Below are 15,888 nucleotides of genomic sequence, written 5' to 3'. Positions count from 1 at the left end.
GGTGCTACTCTAGAAAGGAGGTGATCCAGCCGCACCTTCCGATACGGCTACCTTGTTACGACTTCACCCCAGTCACGAATCCTACCGTGGTAAGCGCCCTCCTTGCGGTTAAGCTACCTACTTCTGGTAAAACCCGCTCCCATGGTGTGACGGGCGGTGTGTACAAGACCCGGGAACGTATTCACCGCGGCATGCTGATCCGCGATTACTAGCGATTCCAACTTCACGCAGTCGAGTTGCAGACTGCGATCCGGACTACGATACACTTTCTGGGATTAGCTCCCCCTCGCGGGTTGGCGGCCCTCTGTATGTACCATTGTATGACGTGTGAAGCCCTACCCATAAGGGCCATGAGGACTTGACGTCATCCCCACCTTCCTCCGGTTTGTCACCGGCAGTCTCATTAGAGTGCCCTTTCGTAGCAACTAATGACAAGGGTTGCGCTCGTTGCGGGACTTAACCCAACATCTCACGACACGAGCTGACGACAGCCATGCAGCACCTGTGTTCAGGTTCTCTTTCGAGCACTCCTCAATCTCTCGAGGATTCCTGACATGTCAAGGGTAGGTAAGGTTTTTCGCGTTGCATCGAATTAATCCACATCATCCACCGCTTGTGCGGGTCCCCGTCAATTCCTTTGAGTTTTAATCTTGCGACCGTACTCCCCAGGCGGTCTACTTCACGCGTTAGCTGCGTTACCAAGTCAATTAAGACCCGACAACTAGTAGACATCGTTTAGGGCGTGGACTACCAGGGTATCTAATCCTGTTTGCTCCCCACGCTTTCGTGCATGAGCGTCAATCTTGACCCAGGGGGCTGCCTTCGCCATCGGTGTTCCTCCACATCTCTACGCATTTCACTGCTACACGTGGAATTCTACCCCCCTCTGCCAGATTCAAGCCTTGCAGTCTCCATCGCAATTCCCAGGTTGAGCCCGGGGCTTTCACGACAGACTTACAAAACCGCCTGCGCACGCTTTACGCCCAGTAATTCCGATTAACGCTTGCACCCTACGTATTACCGCGGCTGCTGGCACGTAGTTAGCCGGTGCTTATTCTTCAGGTACCGTCATTAGCCGAGGATATTAGCCTCAACCGTTTCTTCCCTGACAAAAGAGCTTTACAACCCGAAGGCCTTCTTCACTCACGCGGCATTGCTGGATCAGGCTTGCGCCCATTGTCCAAAATTCCCCACTGCTGCCTCCCGTAGGAGTCTGGACCGTGTCTCAGTTCCAGTGTGGCTGGTCGTCCTCTCAGACCAGCTACTGATCGTCGCCTTGGTGAGCCTTTACCTCACCAACTAGCTAATCAGATATCGGCCGCTCCAGGAGCATGAGGTCTTGCGATCCCCCACTTTCATCCATAGATCGTATGCGGTATTAGCGTAACTTTCGCTACGTTATCCCCCACTCTTGGGTACGTTCCGATATATTACTCACCCGTTCGCCACTCGCCGCCAGGTTGCCCCGCGCTGCCGTTCGACTTGCATGTGTAAAGCATGCCGCCAGCGTTCAATCTGAGCCAGGATCAAACTCTTCAGTTTAATCTCTGTTTGTTGGCATTGCTGCCATCGGTATTGCTACCGAGTCGCTCACTCAAGATACTGACCGTCATCCCATTGCTGGGACAACGCTTAATACTTTTGTGAACATTTGATAATTTAAGTAATCAACAGCGCTTACGCAGCTGTTGGCACCTTCATCAAACGCCCACACTTATCGACTGTTAATTTTTAAAGAACTTTATTCGGTACTGCGTCTTGCTACTTAGCGACAAATCGTTGTGTTCGTCAGCAGCAGAGAAGTGAGATTATGCAGTGTTTCGCTTAACTCGTCAACTCCATCTTTTTCTTCAACGCTTTCGGACTTGCCGAAAATTCAAACACAACTACTTGATTTCGTTGCCGTTTTACTGCGCTGCAGAAGCAGGACGCGAACTATAGCAAAGCCTTGCGGTGTTCGCAAGGCCAAGCGCCATGCTATCGTTGTCCGGTTCATTAACTCTACAACATACCTGCATGAGCGCCTTTCATATCGTTCCCACCGCGAGTCCTCCCCTCGCCGCCCAGCTCGACGCTGCTATCGACAATAAGACCAAACCGCTCGGCAGCCTGGGAACGCTGGAGCGCCTCGCCAAACAGATGGGACTGATCCAGGAAAGCGTGGCTGTGTCGGTCGAGCGGCCGGCGATCCTGGTCTTCGCCGGCGACCACGGCGTGGTGGCGGAAGGCGTGTCCGCCTATCCGCAGGACGTCACTTGGCAAATGGTCGAGAACTTCCTGTCCCAAGGGGCCGCCATCAACGTGTTCGCACGCCAGAACGATTGCGCCTTGCACATCGTCGATGCCGGCGTGGCCCACGAATTCGGTCCGCGCCCTGGCCTGATCGACCGCAAGATCGCCGCCGGCACCCGCAACTTTGCCCAGGCGCCGGCCATGAGCGACGCCCAATGCGCCAGCGCGATCGGCGCCGGCGCAGCGCTGGTGGCCGAGCTGGCGGGCAACGTGATCGGCTTCGGCGAGATGGGTATCGGCAATACGACCGCCGCCGCGGCTTTGATGCACAAGCTGACCGGCATCCCGGTCGCGGCCTGCGTCGGCGCCGGCACCGGGCTGTCGCACGAGGGCGTGCGGCACAAGCAGCGCGTGATCGAAGCCGCGGCCGCGCTGCACGCCACCGCCATCGATCCGCTCGACGTGCTGGCCGCTTTCGGCGGCTTCGAGATCGCGATGATGACCGGCGCCATGCTGCAGGCGGCGCAGCAACGCAAGGTGCTGCTCATCGACGGCTTCATCGTGACTAGTGCCCTGCTGGTGGCGGCGCGCATCGAACCGGCGATCCTCGATTACTGCGTGTTCGCCCACTGCTCGGACGAAGCCGGCCACCGCCGCATGCTCGATGCACTGGAGGCGAAGCCGCTGCTGCAGCTCGGCCTGCGCCTGGGTGAAGGCACCGGCGCCGCCCTCGTCCTGCCGCTGCTGCACGCGGCCGCCAACTTCCTCGACCAGATGGCGACCTTTGCCTCGGCCAGCGTCAGCGAGCAAACCGGCAAGAACGCTGACGACTAAAACCATGCAGCAGATCCGCCTCTTCTTCATCGCGCTGCAATTCTTTACCCGCCTGCCGATCCCGGCCTGGGTCGGCTTCGAGGCCAGCTGGCTGCAGCACGCGTCGCGCTACTTCCCGCTGGTCGGCTGCGTGGTGGCGGCCATCGCCGCCGCCGTCTACTGGGCGGCGGCACTGGTGCTGCCGGCGCCGGTGGCGGCGGTGCTGTCCACCGCCGCCTCGATCTACGCCACCGGCGCCTTCCATGAAGACGGCTTCGCCGATACCTGCGATGGCCTCGGCGGCGGAATGACGCGGGAACGGGTGCTCGAGATCATGAAGGATTCGCGGGTCGGCGCCTACGGTGCGATCGGCATCGTCTGCATGCTGGCCGCCAAGCTCTCGAGCCTGGCGATGCTGCCGCCGCAAGCGGCGATCGCGGCCCTGTTCCTGGCCCACCCGCTGTCGCGCCTGGCGGCGACCTCGCTGATCTGGAAACTCGAGTACGTGCGCGGCGAGGGCAAGGCCAAGCCGCTGGCACAGCAGATGACGGGCGCGGAATTCGCGATCGCCGCGGCGACGGCCCTGCTGCCCGCCGCCGTGCTGCTCGCCGCCGGCCTCACCTCCCCTGCGGCAGTGAGCGGTGCCGTACTGGCCGCGCTGGCCGCAGCGCTGTGGCTGGGCCGCAAATTCGTGCGCCGCCTCGGCGGCTACACCGGCGACTGCCTCGGCGCCGTGCAGCAGGTGGCGGAAGCCCTCATCTATATGACGGTGCTGGCCACGCTCGGCCACGGTGCCTGAGGCGCCGCATGAAGCTGCACCTGGTGCGCCACCCTCAACCCGACGTCGCGCCCGGCCTCTGCTACGGCGCGACCGACGTCCCGGTCGCCGCGGCCGAACTGGCGCGCGTGCAGGCGACGCTGGAAGCGCAAGGCTTGCCCGGTCGCCTGCCGGTGTACGCCAGCCCGCTGCAGCGCTGCGCCCTGCTGGCCCGGCGCCTGCAACCGGCCAGCCTGCACATCGATGCGCGCCTGGCCGAGATGGATTTCGGCCGCTGGGAGATGCGTCCCTGGTCCGGCATCGCGCGCGGCGAAGTCGACGCCTGGGCCGATGACCTGCTCCACCATCGGCCCGGTGGCGCCGAGAACGTGCTCGACGTCGCACGCCGCGTGGCCGGCTTCGTCGACACCGTGCGGACCGGCGCCAGTGCCGACGGGGGCGCGGAAGCACTGGTGATCTGCCATGCCGGCACCATCCGCCTGCTGCTGGCGATGCAGTCCGGCCTGCCCCTGGAACAGGCCGCGCTGCAGGCCGCCGCCACGCCGCACCGCATCGGCTATGGCGAAATTCTGGTGCTGGAGTTCTGACAAGGCGCCGGCGCGACCGTATAATGACGCCGTTTTGGTGCTCGCGCCTGTGCTCACAGGTGCAGTTAAACGGGAAACACGAAGCTCGCGAAGAGTTGAACGTGTGCTGCCCCCGCAACGGTAAGCAAGTGCCGCGTCATGGATGCGGCAACCGTCCTCACACACCACTGTGCGTACGCATGGGAAGGTCGGACGGCCATACTTGCCAGCCCGGATACCGGCCAAAAGGTGGAAGCGCGCCGGCATGCCGTGGCGCTTCTGTTCAATCTGGCCGGCGGGGACGCCGGCTGGTTGTCAAACCAAGAACGACCATCATGCACCACCGAGTTCCACGGCAAGCCGCCGCATTGGCCCTTGCCCTTTCTGCCTCCACCGCCTTCGCTGCGCCCGATTCTGCGCCGGAGACCGTCGTCGTCACCGCCACCCGCACGCCCGAGCGTGCCGACCAGGTCATCGCCGACACCACCGTCATCGGTCGCGACGAGATCGCGCGAGCCGGCGCCGGCTCGGTTGCCGACGTCCTGGCGCGCCAGCGCGGCATCGAGATCGTCCGCAACGGCGGCCCGGGCGCCAGCACCAGCGTGTTCCTGCGCGGCGCCAACAGCAACCAGGTCGTGGTCCTGATCGACGGCGTGCGCATCGGCTCCTCGACCAGCGGCGCGGCCAGCTGGAATGCGATTCCGCTGTCGGCCATCGATCACATCGAAGTCGTCTACGGTCCCCTGAGCACCCTGTACGGCGCGGATGCGATCGGCGGCGTGGTCCAGATCTTCACCCGTAAAAGCGCCGGCGCGCCGCAACTGGACGCCAGCCTCGGCGGCGGCAGCTACGGCACCCGCCAGTACGACGCCGCCATCCATGGTGCGAGCGGCATCGTCAGCTACGCATTCGGCACTGCCCACGAGGAAGCGGACGGCTTCTCCGCGACCCGCCCCGGCGCATTCGGCTACAACCCGGACGACGACGGCTACAGCCGCAACAGCGCCAACGGCCGCATCGCGGTGCGGCTGGCCGAAGGTATCGACGCCGGCGTCCAGTTCCTGAAGAGCCGCCTGCGCGCCCAGTACGACAATGGTGCAGCCGCCTTTGACGCCCGCAACTTCCAGGACATCGACAGCTACGCCGCCTTCCTCGACGGCCGCATCCAGCCCAACTGGCGCAGCAGCCTGCAGTGGGCGCGCTCCAGCGACAGGCTGGGCAACTTCGGCGGCGCCGCGCCCGCGGACGCCAGCCAGATCAACACGCGCCAGGATGAAATCACCTGGCACAATACGTTCGCCATCGGTGCCGACACCCTGCAGCTGCTGGCGGCCCACCGCAAGGAATCCGTGCTGTCCACCTCCGGCGCCGCTACCCCGACCAGTCCCCCGAGTCCGTTGAACGGCAGCCGCGTCACCAACTCGGTGGCCGCTTCCTACGACCTGCGCCGCGGCAGCCACCTGGTCGACCTCAGCGCGCGCAACGACCACTCGGTGTACGGCGCGAAGACCACCGGCGCGGCCGGCTATGCCTACGAATTCAGCCGCCAGCTGCGCGCCAGCGCCAGCGTCGGCACCAGCTTCCGCGCCCCGACCTTCAACGAACTGTATTACCCCGGCTACGGCCTGCCCAGCAACAAGCCGGAACAGGGCCGCAATGCCGAAGCTGCGCTGCGCTACCAGGTATCGGGCGGCGAACTGCAGGCCGGTTACTACCGCAACCGCCTGACCGACATGATCGTCACGGTCAACCCCTGCCCAAGCCGGACCGGCAGCTGCGCCTACAACGTCAACCACGCGCTGCTCGAAGGCTGGACGCTGTCGGCCACCAGCCGGATCAAGGGTATCGACCTGCGCGCCAGTGCCGACTTCCAGGATCCGCGCGACGAGACCACCGGCAAGCAGCTGGCCCGGCGCGCACGCCGTCACGTCAACCTCAGCGCCAGCCACACGACCGGCCGGCTGGAGAGCGGCATCGAACTGCAGGCCTCCGGCCAGCGCTTCGATGACGCCGCCAACAGGAACCGCCTCGGCGGCTATGGCCTGCTGAACCTGACCACCAGCTGGCGTTTCAATCCCGACTGGTCGCTGCTGGTCCGCCTCGACAACGCGGCCGACAAGCGCTACGAACTGGCGCGCAACTACGGCACCGCCGGACGCAGCTGGTTCGCGGCGCTACGCTACGGCGTCCGCTAATCCATTACCAACCGCACCGCATGCATCCAGCCCAAGCCCGTCCTCCGCGTCCATTGCCCCAGCGCGCCCTCCTGATCGTCGGCGCGCTGCTGCTCGCGGCCGTCGCCAGCCTGCTGGTGGCCGGCATGACGGGCTCGATCGCCATCGCACCGGACGAGCTGCCGGCTGCGCTGGTCCAGGTGCTGCATGGCCGGAGCGACTCGATGGCGGCGACGCTGCTGGAGCTGCGCGCCGGCCGCGCCCTCACCGCCTTCGTCACCGGCGGCGCGCTGGCCCTGGCCGGCGTCATGATGCAGGCGCTGCTGCGCAACCCGCTGGCCGATCCATATATATTAGGGATCTCGGCCGGCGCCTCGGTCGGCGCCCTGCTGGCGCTGCTGCTGATGTGCGCGGCGGCCACGGTCGACGCGGCGGCTTTGGCCGGCGCCGTCGGCGTGGCGATGCTTTTGTACCTGTTCGCGCGGCGCGACATGCGCAGCGGCGCCGCTATCGAGGGAGGCACCTCGATGCTGCTGCTGACCGGCGTGATCCTGTCGTCGAGCTGCATGGCGCTGGTCACGCTGATGCTGTCGATCGCGCCCGAGGGACGGCTGCGCAGCATGGTGTTCTGGATGATCGGCGACCTGGCCGGCGCGCCGGTGCGGGCACTGCCCTGGATCGTGCTCGGCGGCGCCCTGCTGTATGCGCTGCGCAGTGCGCGCGCGATGAACGTGGTCGCCCTCCATGCCGACAACGCCGGCACCCTCGGCATCCGCGTCGGCACGCTGCGCAAGGGCCTGTTCTTCGTGTCCGGCCTGCTGACCGCCAGCGCGGTGACCAGCGCCGGCTCGATCGGCTTCATCGGCCTGATCATCCCGCACGCCTGCCGCTTCGCCTTCGGCCCCGACCACCGCGTGCTGATCCCGGCCGCGGTGCTGGGCGGCGGCAGCTTCCTGGTTCTGTGCGACACGCTGGCACGCACCGTGGTCGCGCCGACCCAGCTGCCGGTGGGTGCGATCACGGCCCTGATCGGGGCGCCGGTCTTTCTCTATCAACTGCACCAGTTGCGTAAATGAGGCGCAAATGACGATCGCGACCCGACAACTCGCACTGCGCGCCGGCGGCCGCACCCTGGTGCAGGATCTGGACTGGCAGGTAGGGCAAGGGGAATGCTGGAGCATCATCGGCCGCAACGGCGCCGGCAAGAGCACGCTGCTGCGCACGCTGGCCGGCCTGCGCACGCCCGAAGCCGGCGCGGTCCAGATCGACGGCACCCCGGTCGCGGCCTGGAAGCTGGAAGACCTGGCGCGCCGGCGCGCCTACCTGGCCCAGTCGCGCCACGACGCCTTTGCTTACAGCGTGATCGAGACCGTGCTGTCGGCGCGCCATCCCTACCACGCCAACCGCTACTGGGAAGGCAGCGACGACCACGCGGCCGCCATGCGGGCGCTGGCGGCGATGGAAGTCGACGGCCTGGCGGCGCGCGACGTGCGCACCCTGTCCGGCGGCGAGCGCCAGCGCGTGGCGATCGCCGCCCTGCTGGCCCAGGACACGGCGCTGCTGCTGCTCGACGAACCGGCCAATGCGCTCGACCTGGCGCACCAGGTGCAGGTGATGGGCCTGCTGGCACGCCTGTGCCGGCAGCAGCACAAGACCGTCGTCATGATCGGCCACGACCTGACGCTGGCGCACGGCATCTCGAGCCACGCCCTGCTCCTGAAAGGCGACGGCAGCTGGTACGCCGGCCCGATCGCCGACGCCATGCAGGCCGCGCGCCTGAGCGACACCCTCGGCCACCCGATCGAGACCATCGAACACGGCGGCCGCCGCATCTTCATTCCCCGGGAGACCAACCATGACTGAGCCGACCGACGACACCAATCCGGACACGAGTTTGGATATTAATGAGCGCCACCGCCTGCGCATGGCACGCAAGAAGGCGGTCATCGACGCCAAGATCGCCTCCGCCGACAAGCAGGTCGGCATCATCATCGTCAATACCGGCAACGGCAAGGGCAAGAGCTCGAGCGCCTTCGGCATGGCCGCGCGCGCGCTCGGCCACGGCATGAAGGTCGGCGTGGTCCAGTTCATCAAGGGCGCGATGGCGACCGGCGAAGAGCAGTTCCTGCGCCGCTTTCCCGACGAAGTCAGCTTCCATGCGATGGGCGAAGGCTATACCTGGGAAACCCAGAACCGCGAGCGCGACATCGTCAAGGCGCAGGCAGCCTGGGAGATGGCACGTTCTTTCCTGCGCGACCCCGCCTATGGCCTGGTGGTGCTGGACGAACTGAACATCGCACTCAAGTACCGCTACCTCGACGTGCACGCCGTGATCGCCGACCTGCTCGACCGTCCCGTGATGCAGCACGTGGTGGTGACCGGCCGCGCCGCGCCGCAGGAACTGATCGACGTCGCCGACACCGTCACCGAGATGAACGTGGTCAAGCACGCCTTCAAGGCCGGCATCGCGGCCCAGGCCGGGACGGAGTGGTGATGGGTACCCAAGGCGCGCGCGTTGTCATGGTGGCTGCCATCGCCTCCGGCCAGGGCAAGACCACGATCACCGCCGCCCTGGCGCGCCGCTTCCGGCGCAGCGGGCAGACGGTGCGGGTGCTGAAATGCGGCCCCGACTTCATTGACCCGATGCTGCTCGAACGCGCCAGCGGCGCGCCGGTGCACTCGCTCGACCTGTGGATGGTGGGACCGGAACTGTGCCGCCGGCGCCTGGCTTGCGCCGCGCGCGAGGCCGACGTGGTGCTGATCGAGGGCGTGATGGGCCTGTACGACGGCAAGCCATCCGCGGCCGACCTGGCGCGCGAATTCGGTATCCCGGTGCTGGCCGTGATCGACGCCGGCGCCATGGCGCAGACCGCGGGTGCGGTGGTGCTGGGCCTGCGCGACTACGGGCCCGTGCAGCTGGCCGGCGTGGTCGCCAACCGCGTCGGCAGCGAAGGCCACGCGCGCATGGTGGCGGAGTCGCTACGCGACATCCCTTTATTGGGCACCCTGCCCAAGCAGGCGCGCCGCCTGCCCGAACGCCACCTCGGCCTGGTGCTGCCGGACGAAGTCGGCGACATCGATGCCGTGCTGGATGCGCTGGCCGACGAACTGAAGTTCGACGACGCGGCCTGGGACGCCATGCCGCCGCACTCCTTCGACGACAGCGCCCTGCCGTCGGCGCCGATTTCTCCGCTGCTGGCCGGGAAGACGGTGGCGATCGCGCGCGACGCCGCCTTCTGTTTCCTGTATCCGGCCAACCTCGACACGCTGCGCGCGCTCGGGGCGCAGCTGGCCTACTTCTCGCCGCTGGCGGACCAGCCGGTGCCGGACGGCGCCGATGCGGTCTACCTGCCCGGCGGCTATCCCGAACTGCACGCTGAAACGCTGGCGCAGGCGCAGCACTGGCAAGCATCGATCCGCGCCGCGCACGCCGCCGGCCGCCCGATCCTGGCCGAGTGCGGCGGCATGATGGCGGTGGCGGAATCGATCACCGACAAGGACGGCCACGCCTGGCCGATGGCCGGCTTGTTGCCGGGACAGGTGAAAATGCAGGGCCGCCTGGCCGGGCTGGGTGCGCAAGGCATGCCGACCGCCGCCGGCGTGCTGCGCGGCCATACCTTTCATTACTCTCGCCTGGAGACCGGCACCGCAGCGGCCGCGCACGCGGTCAAGCATCCATCCGGCGCCGAGGGCGAAGCGCTGTACCGCAGCGGTTCGCTGACCGCATCGTATTTCCACGCTTTCTTCGCCTCCAATCCGGAAGCCGCGGCGGGCCTGCTGCTGGGAGCACAAGCATGAGCCGTACCTTCGTCTTCGGCGGGGCCCGTTCGGGCAAGAGCGCGCTGGCCGAGCGTCTGGCGCAGGCATCCGGCAAGGAAGTCATCTATTTGGCCACCTCGCATGCCGGCGACGACGAGATGGCCGCGCGCATCGTCCGCCACCAGGAACGCCGCCCGCCGCACTGGCGCACCGTCGAGGAGGCGACCGCGCTGGCCGCCACCCTGCGCCGCCTGTGCACGCCGGAGCGCATCGTGCTGGTCGACTGCCTGACCCTGTGGCTGAGCAACCTGATGTTTTCCGCGCACATGGACTATCCGGAAGTCGGACCGATCGACCTGACGCCGCTGTTCACCACCGAGCGCGCGGAGCTGCTGGACTTCCTGGACGAGCCGGCGGCGGGTGAAGTCATCTTCGTGTCGAACGAGGTCGGCATGGGGATCGTGCCCTACGGCGCGGTCTCGCGTGCCTATGCCGACGAAGCGGGCCGCCTGAACCAGGACGTGGCGGCGCGCTGCGAGCGCGTGCTGTTCGTCGCGGCCGGCCTGCCGCTGGCATTGAAAGGGCCGTCGTGCTGAGCGGACTGCCTCCCTTGAGCCTGGCCCTGCTGCTGGTGGTCGGCGTCGCGCTCGATTTGCTGCTGGGCGAGACGCCGCGCTGGCATCCGCTGGTCGGCTTCGGCAACCTGGCCAGTGCGCTGGAGCGGCGGCTGAACAAACGCGTGGGGTGGCGCATCGGGCGCGGCGCCCTGGCCTGGGCGCTGGCGGTGCTGCCGCTGACGCTGGTCGCAGCCGCCCTGTGCCGCCTGCCCGGGCCGGCGGGGCTGGCCGTGCACGCGGCGTTGCTGTACCTGTGCCTTGGCCTGCGCAGCCTGCGCGACCACACGCTGCCGATCGGCGCGGCACTCGCGGCCGGCGACCTCGATCGCGCGCGCTGGCTGACCTCGCACATCGTCAGCCGCGACACCAAGCAGGCCAGCGAAGCGGAGCTGGCCAAGGCCGGCGCCGAATCGCTGCTCGAAAACGGCAACGATGCCGTGTTCGGGACCCTGTTCTGGTTCCTGGTGGCCGGCGGCGCCGGCGCGGTCCTGTTCCGGCTGGCGAATACCCTGGACGCGATGTGGGGCTATCGCAACGAACGCTACAACCTGTTCGGGCGCGTCGCGGCGCGCATCGACGACGTCCTGAACTACGTGCCGGCGCGCCTGACCGCGCTGTCCTATATCCTGCTGGCGTCGAGATCCGGCCGGCTGCGGGGCCAACTGCGCGCCTGGCGCTGCTGGCGTACCCAGGCGCCGCAATGGAGCAGCCCGAACGCCGGCCCGGTGATGGCCAGCGGCGCTGGCGCGCTCGGCGTCACGCTCGGGGGCGCCGCGGTCTACGACGGCGAAGTCGAACTGCGGCCGGTGCTGGGCAGCGGTCCGGCCGCCGGCGCGGCCGACATCGAACGTGCCTGGCACCTGGTATGGCGCACCACGCTGCTGTGGCTCGCCATCGCCCTGCCGGGCGCGCTGCTGGCCGGAGGCCTGCATGCTTGAACACGGCGGCAAGCTGCGCGAGGCGATGCAGCGCTACGGCGGCAGCGACTGGATCGACCTCTCCACCGGCATCAATCCGGTCGGCTACCCGGCCCCGGCGCCCAGCCCGGATGCGTGGCAGCGCCTGCCCGAGCCCGACCCGGCACTGGTGCGCGCCGCCTGCGCCTATTACGATGCACCCGGTCTGCTGCCGGTAGCGGGCACCCAGGCCGCGATCCAGGCCCTGCCGCGCCTGCGCGCACCGGCGCGCGTGAGCGTGTCGGCGCCCTCGTATGCGGAACACGCCCACCACTGGTCGCGCCACGGCCACCTGCTGCGCCAGGTGCCCTACACCGCACTGGATGCGGCGGTACGCGACAGCGACGTGGTGGTGATCGTCAATCCGAACAACCCTACCGGCGCGACGGTCGCGCCCGACCAGCTGCTGGCCTGGCATGCGCAGCTGGCCGCGCGCGGCGGCTGGCTGGTGGTCGACGAGGCCTTCGGCGACACGGCGCCTGCGCTGAGCATTGCCGCGCATGCGGACCGGCCGGGATTGATCGTGCTGCGCTCGGTCGGCAAGTTCTTCGGCCTGGCCGGCTTGCGGCTCGGTTTCGTCGCCGCTGCGCCCGCCCTGCTGGCGCAGCTGGAAGACCTGCTGGGACCATGGGCAGTCAGCGGGCCCGCCCAGGAAGTCGCGCTGGCGGCGCTGCGCGACCGCGGCTGGCAACAGGCCACGCAAGCGCGGCTGGCACGCGACGGCACGCGCATGCGCGCGCTGCTGCCCGGCGCATCCGGCACGCCGCTGTTTCACTGGTGGGCGCAAGCACAGCCCGAAGCGTTCCACGAACATATGGCGCGACGCGCGATCTGGGTCCGCCTGTTCCGCGATGCCGCATGCGGCATCCGGATCGGCCTGCCTGCCACGGAAGCGCACTGGCGGCGCCTCGAACATGCATTGAGAGATTGGAATCAGCGATGAAAAACTGGATAGTCATGACCGCGCTGGCGGCCGGCGTTTCCGCCCACGCAGCCGTCACCGTCAAGGACGACGACGGCAATACGGTCACCGTGCAGAAGCCGGCGCAGCGCGTGATCTCGCTGGCGCCGCACGTGACCGAGCTGCTGTTCGCGGCCGGCGGCGGCAGCCACGTGGTCGGCGTGGTCGCCTACAGCGATTTTCCGGAAGCGGCGAAACAGGTGCCGCAAGTCGGTTCCAACCGCGAACTCGACCTCGAACGCATCATCGCGCTGAAACCGGACCTGTTCGTGGTCTGGCGCCACGGCAGTTCCGAGCGCCAGATCGAGATGGTGCGCAAGCTCGGCGTGCCGGTCTATCACAGCGAGCCGCACAAGCTCGAGGACATCCCGGCCAGCCTGCTCAAGCTCGGGCAATTGATGGGTACCGAGGCGGTGGCGCGTCCGGCCGCCGCGGACCTGAGCCGCCAGCTGGCCAGCCTGCGCACAAAATATGCGAACCGCGCGCCGGTGCGCAGTTTTTACCAGGTGTGGGACAAACCCTTGTACACGCTGAACGGCGCGCATATCGTCAGCGACGCGCTACGCCTGTGCGGCGGCGAGAACGTCTTCGCCAGACTGCCGGTCACGGCGCCGGTGGTCAGCGTCGAGGGCGTCCTGCAGGAGAATCCGGAAGCGATCTTCGCCACGGCGGAAAAGAACTACGGCGGCGTCAGCATGTGGAAACCCTACGCCAGCCTCACGGCGGTGCGCAACGACAACCTGTTCACGATCGACGGCAACCTGCTGAACCGCTCCGGTCCGCGCATGATCGCCGGTGCGGCGATGCTGTGCGAGAAGTTGGAACTGGCGCGCACGCATCGGCCTAAATAAGTCCGCGCGATGAGCACCTTCCCCTATTCGACCCTGATGGTGCAGGGCACCACCTCGGATGCCGGCAAGAGCACCGTGGTGGCGGCGCTGTGCCGCCTGCTGCGCCGCCGAGGCGTCCGCGTGGCACCGTTCAAGCCGCAGAACATGGCGCTCAATAGCGCGGTGACGAGCGACGGCGGCGAGATCGGGCGTGCCCAGGCGCTGCAGGCGATCGCCGCCGGCATCGCGCCGCACACCGACCTCAATCCGGTGCTGCTCAAGCCGTCCAGCGACACCGGTGCCCAGGTCATCATCCATGGCCGCGTACGCGCCGACATGAACGCGCGCGACTATCACCAATATAAAAGCGTGGCCATGGGGGCCGTGCTCGAATCGCATGCGCGCCTGCTGGCACAGTACGACACGGTGATCGTCGAGGGTGCCGGCAGCCCGGCCGAGATCAACCTGCGCGACCGCGACATCGCCAACATGGGCTTCGCCGAGCGCGTGGACTGCCCGGTGGTGCTGGTGGCCGACATCGACCGCGGCGGCGTGTTCGCCCACATCGTCGGCACGCTGGCCTGCCTATCGCCGAGCGAACGCGATCGCATCATCGGCTTTGTCATCAACCGCTTCCGCGGCGACGTCAAATTGCTGGAACCCGGACTCGATTGGCTGGAACGCCAGACGGGCAAGCCGGTGCTGGCGGTGCTGCCCTATCTGCACGGCCTGTACCTGGACGCCGAGGATGCGGTGCAGGCGGTGACGCCGCGCGCCGGCGGTTTCCGTGTGGTCGTGCCGAGTTACCCGCGCATGAGCAATCACACCGACTTCGATCCGCTGCGCGCGCATCCCGACGTCGACCTGCGCTTCGTGCGCGCGGGCGAGACGCTGCCAGGGGCCGACCTGATCGTCCTCCCCGGCAGCAAGAACACGCGCGGCGACCTGGCCTGGCTGATGCAGCAAGGCTGGCAAGAACAGATCCGCCGCCATCTGCGTTACGGCGGCAAGGTGATCGGCGTGTGCGGCGGCTTCCAGATGCTGGGGCGCCATGTTGACGATCCGCACGGGGTCGAGGCGGCTGCCGGACGCTCGGCGGGACTCGGTTTGCTGGACTTGCAGACGACGCTGACACGCGACAAGCGGCTGGCGCAGGTCAGCGGCAACTGTGTGTTCGCTGCCGCTGCGATTGGTGCGACGGTGCGCGGCTACGAGATCCACATGGGCGTGTCCGAGGGCGCGGCGCTGGCCCGATCGGCATTCGAGATCGACGGCCGCGGCGAGGGCGCATGTTCGGACGATGGACAGATCATCGGTACCTATCTGCATGGCTTGTTCGACGACGCGCCGGCTTGTGCTGCCCTGCTGCGCTGGGCCAAATTGCATAGCGACGCCGCCGTCGACAGTGCAGCGCTGCGCGATGCGAGCCTGGACAGGATCGCGGATGCGGCCGAGCCCCTGCTCATGCAGCTTCTGGAGACAGGATTGGCGCGGACATAGACGACTGCTATCGAATCATTAAATTCATTTTATTTCACGCGGTAGATGAGAACGACTATCATTTACCTCAACGATGAATTTGGAGCATTCGATGGCAGTAGCACGCAAGACCAGTCAAATCCTTACCCACCTGGCGATCGGTTTCGTCATCACCTATGCGGTCACCGGATCGGTGATGCTGGGCGGCCTGGCGATCTTGATCGAACCTCTGCTGAACGTTTTGCTGGTGCCTTTTCACGAGCGTGCCTGGGAGCGCAAAGTGCACTCAGCTAAAGCCGGGCAGCGGCTCATGGTCGTGACTCTGGAAAAGATCAGCCTGACTGCAATGCACATGGGCGTTGCGTTCACGGTGATTTTTTTCGCGACCGGCTCGATGGCATTCGGCGGCTTGGCAGCCATTCTGGAACCGGTATGCAATGTGCTCCTGATGCCTTTTCATGACAAGTTGTGGGATAACCTGGAATCGGGGCAAACGGTGCGCACCGCCTGATGGCGGTGGTCTTTCAAATCGTATAAAGCAAAAAACCCCGCTCGGATCACCGGGCGGGGTTCTGCTTACTGCTGCTTTCACAGCTTTATTAATTAGCCTGACGATAACCTACTTTCACACTGGTTGCAGCACTATCATCGGCGCAAAGTCGTTTCACGGTCCTGTTCGGGATGGGAAGGGGTGGTACCGACTTGCTATGGTCATCAGGCATA

General features: G+C 66.6%; 14 protein-coding genes, 2 rRNA genes and 1 riboswitch. Of the genes, 14 read left to right on the top strand and 2 right to left on the bottom strand.

The genetic code is table 11. From position 1 onward, the window contains the following. Positions 1-13: 13 nt before the first annotated feature. Positions 14-1,542, bottom strand: a 16S ribosomal RNA gene (locus U1H99_RS29865). 474 nt (positions 1,543-2,016) lie between these two features. Between U1H99_RS29865 and cobT the strand changes: the two genes are divergently transcribed. The 14 genes from cobT to U1H99_RS29795 all read left to right on the top strand — a co-directional run bounded on the left by cobT (position 2,017) and on the right by U1H99_RS29795 (position 15,676). Further along, complete coding sequence (cobT, locus tag U1H99_RS29860) at positions 2,017-3,066, top strand: nicotinate-nucleotide--dimethylbenzimidazole phosphoribosyltransferase (protein ID WP_323145127.1); 1,050 nt, start codon at positions 2,017-2,019, stop codon at positions 3,064-3,066. 4 nt (positions 3,067-3,070) lie between these two features. After that, positions 3,071-3,844, top strand: a complete 774-nt coding sequence (locus tag U1H99_RS29855) for an adenosylcobinamide-GDP ribazoletransferase (protein ID WP_323145126.1) — start codon at positions 3,071-3,073, stop codon at positions 3,842-3,844. A gap of 8 nt (positions 3,845-3,852) precedes the next feature. Next, the gene (locus U1H99_RS29850; protein WP_323145125.1) at positions 3,853-4,410 is read left to right on the top strand and encodes a histidine phosphatase family protein; all 558 of its coding nucleotides are present in this window, start codon (positions 3,853-3,855) and stop codon (positions 4,408-4,410) included. Between the two features lie 18 nt (positions 4,411-4,428). Beyond that, positions 4,429-4,650, top strand: a riboswitch (cobalamin riboswitch). A gap of 74 nt (positions 4,651-4,724) precedes the next feature. Then, positions 4,725-6,584, top strand: coding sequence for a TonB-dependent receptor plug domain-containing protein (locus U1H99_RS29845; protein ID WP_323145124.1), 1,860 nt, complete (start codon positions 4,725-4,727; stop codon positions 6,582-6,584). Positions 6,585-6,604: 20 nt separating this feature from the next. Then, complete coding sequence (locus U1H99_RS29840) at positions 6,605-7,639, top strand: FecCD family ABC transporter permease (RefSeq protein WP_323145123.1); 1,035 nt, start codon at positions 6,605-6,607, stop codon at positions 7,637-7,639. 7 nt (positions 7,640-7,646) lie between these two features. Further along, the gene (locus tag U1H99_RS29835) at positions 7,647-8,426 is read left to right on the top strand and encodes an ABC transporter ATP-binding protein (RefSeq protein ID WP_323145122.1); all 780 of its coding nucleotides are present in this window, start codon (positions 7,647-7,649) and stop codon (positions 8,424-8,426) included. Further along, positions 8,419-9,057, top strand: a complete 639-nt coding sequence (cobO, locus tag U1H99_RS29830) for a cob(I)yrinic acid a,c-diamide adenosyltransferase (RefSeq protein WP_323145121.1) — start codon at positions 8,419-8,421, stop codon at positions 9,055-9,057. The genes U1H99_RS29835 and cobO overlap by 8 nt, the downstream gene beginning before the upstream one ends. Continuing rightward, a complete protein-coding gene (locus U1H99_RS29825) occupies positions 9,057-10,361 on the top strand; it encodes a cobyrinic acid a,c-diamide synthase CobB (protein WP_323145120.1) in 1,305 nt (434 codons plus the stop codon). The genes cobO and U1H99_RS29825 overlap by 1 nt, the downstream gene beginning before the upstream one ends. Further along, complete coding sequence (cobU, locus tag U1H99_RS29820) at positions 10,358-10,918, top strand: bifunctional adenosylcobinamide kinase/adenosylcobinamide-phosphate guanylyltransferase (protein WP_323145119.1); 561 nt, start codon at positions 10,358-10,360, stop codon at positions 10,916-10,918. The genes U1H99_RS29825 and cobU overlap by 4 nt, the downstream gene beginning before the upstream one ends. Continuing rightward, positions 10,912-11,877, top strand: coding sequence for an adenosylcobinamide-phosphate synthase CbiB (cbiB, locus tag U1H99_RS29815; protein ID WP_323145118.1), 966 nt, complete (start codon positions 10,912-10,914; stop codon positions 11,875-11,877). The genes cobU and cbiB overlap by 7 nt, the downstream gene beginning before the upstream one ends. Next, the gene (cobD, locus tag U1H99_RS29810) at positions 11,870-12,838 is read left to right on the top strand and encodes a threonine-phosphate decarboxylase CobD (RefSeq protein WP_323145117.1); all 969 of its coding nucleotides are present in this window, start codon (positions 11,870-11,872) and stop codon (positions 12,836-12,838) included. Before cbiB ends, cobD begins: the two co-directional genes overlap by 8 nt. Further along, positions 12,835-13,707, top strand: coding sequence for a cobalamin-binding protein (locus U1H99_RS29805; protein ID WP_323145116.1), 873 nt, complete (start codon positions 12,835-12,837; stop codon positions 13,705-13,707). Before cobD ends, U1H99_RS29805 begins: the two co-directional genes overlap by 4 nt. Before the next feature lie 9 nt (positions 13,708-13,716). Then, complete coding sequence (locus U1H99_RS29800) at positions 13,717-15,186, top strand: cobyric acid synthase (protein WP_323145115.1); 1,470 nt, start codon at positions 13,717-13,719, stop codon at positions 15,184-15,186. 91 nt (positions 15,187-15,277) lie between these two features. Further along, a complete protein-coding gene (locus U1H99_RS29795) occupies positions 15,278-15,676 on the top strand; it encodes a DUF2061 domain-containing protein (protein WP_323145114.1) in 399 nt (132 codons plus the stop codon). 95 nt (positions 15,677-15,771) lie between these two features. Here the strand turns inward: U1H99_RS29795 and rrf are convergent. Next, positions 15,772-15,884, bottom strand: a 5S ribosomal RNA gene (rrf, locus tag U1H99_RS29790). Positions 15,885-15,888: the final 4 nt, after the last annotated feature.

The organism is Massilia phyllosphaerae, assembly GCF_034659755.1.
In the GTDB taxonomy this organism is placed as follows: domain Bacteria; phylum Pseudomonadota; class Gammaproteobacteria; order Burkholderiales; family Burkholderiaceae_D; genus Telluria; species Telluria phyllosphaerae.
The sequence above is the reverse complement of the archived record's forward strand: the minus strand, read 5'-3'. Positions and strand labels throughout refer to the sequence as shown.